The organism is Streptomyces sp. NPDC006283 (assembly GCF_040613325.1).
Taxonomy (GTDB): domain Bacteria; phylum Actinomycetota; class Actinomycetes; order Streptomycetales; family Streptomycetaceae; genus Streptomyces.
Map to the genome: position 1 here is coordinate 1 of NZ_JBEXRZ010000421.1, position 2,336 is coordinate 2,336.

The window sequence follows — 2,336 nt, forward strand, 5'->3', positions numbered from 1 at the left end:
CTCCGAGATGGCCGGCTCTATGAGAGGGAGTACAACCCCCGCGAGAAGGCGGCCCGAGAGGCTCAGACGGCTTGACTAAACTCATTAAGAGTCGTTCGTGGCACCAGCGCACCCCACAGGCCTCGGTCTCTGCGGGAGCTCAGGCGGCTCTGGCATATCGAGAGGTCACTGTGCGGCGGGCTCGCACCACCAACACCAACGAGTGATCAAGCCGGTAGTTGTTGACGGTGGCGGCGGTCATGAAGGTGCCGAATGCTGCGCGGTCTACTACTAGGCATCCAAGCCCGGTGCGTGATAGGCATCCACCCGGTGCTGCGTGACCGCCACCACCACGAGCACCAAGGCCGCACACCTGTCTAAAGCGAGGCGTTACCCGCCCGGCAGCCACTAGATGTCACGATCCGGCGCTCGAACGTCCTTGGGAACAACCGCCCCAACAGGACGCTCTTAACAATGGATTAGGCCCGTGACTCCGGTTGCGAGAGTGAGGCGAACGCGGCGAGGTAGAAGGCGCGTTTGAGCTGCTTGTTGACTCGCCGAGCGGGGTGTTCGCCGCGGATGGAGGAGCCGGAGGCACGGGTGACGGGTGCCAGGCCGGCGTAGGCGGCCAGGTGTCCGGCGGAAGCGAAGGCGCTGCCGTCGCCGACGTCAATGAGGATCCGGGCGGCGGTCCTGACCCCGATGCCGGGCATCGAGATCAGGACCTGGGAAAGAGGGTGAGCCGCCAGCATTTCCTCGATCCGGGCTGCGAGGAGTCTGCGCTGGTCCAGTACGGAGCCGAGGCCAGAGACGAGATTGGGGACGATCAATGCGGCGGTGTCGGTGCCGGGGACGACCACGGTCTGCTCGTCGAGTGCGATGAAGATGTCCTCGACCAGGCGCTCGGCCATCCGCGGGGCCTTCGGCCGCAGCAGTGTGACGAGTCTGCGCCGTCCTGCCTTCCGCAGCTGGGCAGGAGAGCCGAAGCGTTCGAGCAAGGTGAGCACGGCAGGGTGGTCCAGGCGGGGGCCAAGGATCTTCTCCAGCGGCGGATGGATCTGTGTCAGCAGGCCCCGCAGTCGGTTCTTGGTCCGTGTCACCTCGGTGGCCAGGTCGTCGTCGAAGCCGGTCAGCATCTCCAGCTCGGCCACGGTCTCGTCGGCCGCCTCGATGGCCCGCAGCGTGTGGGGCATCGAACGGGCCGCGTCCGCGATGACATACGCGTCGCGGGCGTCGGTCTTCGCCTCGCCTGGGTATAGATCGGCGATCCGCCGCATCGTCAGGCCCGGCAGATAGGCGACACGACAGCCCGCGTCACGAGCCACTGCCAGAGGCAGGGCGCCTATGGAAGCGGGCTGGTCGACCACCACCAGGACGGTGCCGTGCTTGCCTGGAGCTTGGCAAAGACCTCGCGGAGCTTCGACTCGGTGTTGGGCAGCCGCTTGTCGAAGGTCTTCTTGCCCTCCGGGGCCAGCGCCGTCGCAGGTGTTCGCCCTTGCCGACGTCCAGACCCAGATAGACGTCGATGCCACCTTGACCGCCCACGTGCTTGCTCCCGTATGCGCGTTCTTCCCGGCCTCACCTGCGGCATCAGCGTGCCGGCATCCACGTTACGAAGAGACTGCCCCACCCATTCACGGGTCCGGCGCTCGTGCCCCTAATCAGCGGTCTGCCAATGCCTTCGGTCCCGGTGACACCACTTTTTCGATCCTGATCGACAAGGGGGCTCAGTCATGCCGGGGCCGAAGGCCGGGAGCCCCGTTGCAGGGCCATCAAGAAGGTAACGGGGGGCGCACACAGGCCCGAACCCCGTGGACCGGGGCAAACCGGGTTCCACGATGCACGTCCTGTCGGACGCGAACGGACTGCCCCACCTCGTTGGCGTCTCCGCAGCCAACACGCACGACAGCCTCGCACTGAAGCCCATGGTGGCAGGTCACCAAACGAGACACGACCCCCACCCCGGACGCCACTTCAAACCCCAACGCCTCCACGCCGACAAGGCCTACGACCTACCTGAACTGCGGAAGTGGTTACGCGGCAAACGCATCGCAGTCCGCATCACCCGCAAAGACATCGACTCCAGCAAACGACTCGGCCGCCGCAGATGAGTCATCGAACGCACCACGTCCTGGCAGACCGGCCACCGCAGACACAACCACCGCTACGAAACGCCCCCCGTAACTACCTGCCCTTTCTCGGCCTCGCCGCCGCTCTGTGCTGCACAAGCGACTCGTCCCCCTCACCACATAGGACACGGCCTTACGACCTCGTGCGTGATTAGCGGTGACGGCGGCTGACCTGGGTCGTTGGTCTGTGTGTGGTGGGGGTTGAAGCACGCAGGTTGATCATGTCGG

Annotated in this window: 2 pseudogenes; one reads left to right on the forward strand and one right to left on the reverse strand. The window is 65.6% G+C overall.

Annotated features, from left to right (window positions below):
- Window positions 1–461: 461 nt before the first annotated feature.
- A pseudogene (locus ABZ070_RS36840) lies at window positions 462–1,506 on the reverse strand (IS110 family transposase); the annotation flags it as partial.
- A 266-nt stretch (window positions 1,507–1,772) separates the two neighbouring features.
- On the opposite strand from ABZ070_RS36840, the pseudogene ABZ070_RS36845 reads away from it, so the two are divergent.
- Window positions 1,773–2,232: pseudogene (locus ABZ070_RS36845) on the forward strand (transposase); the annotation flags it as partial.
- Window positions 2,233–2,336 lie beyond the last annotated feature (104 nt).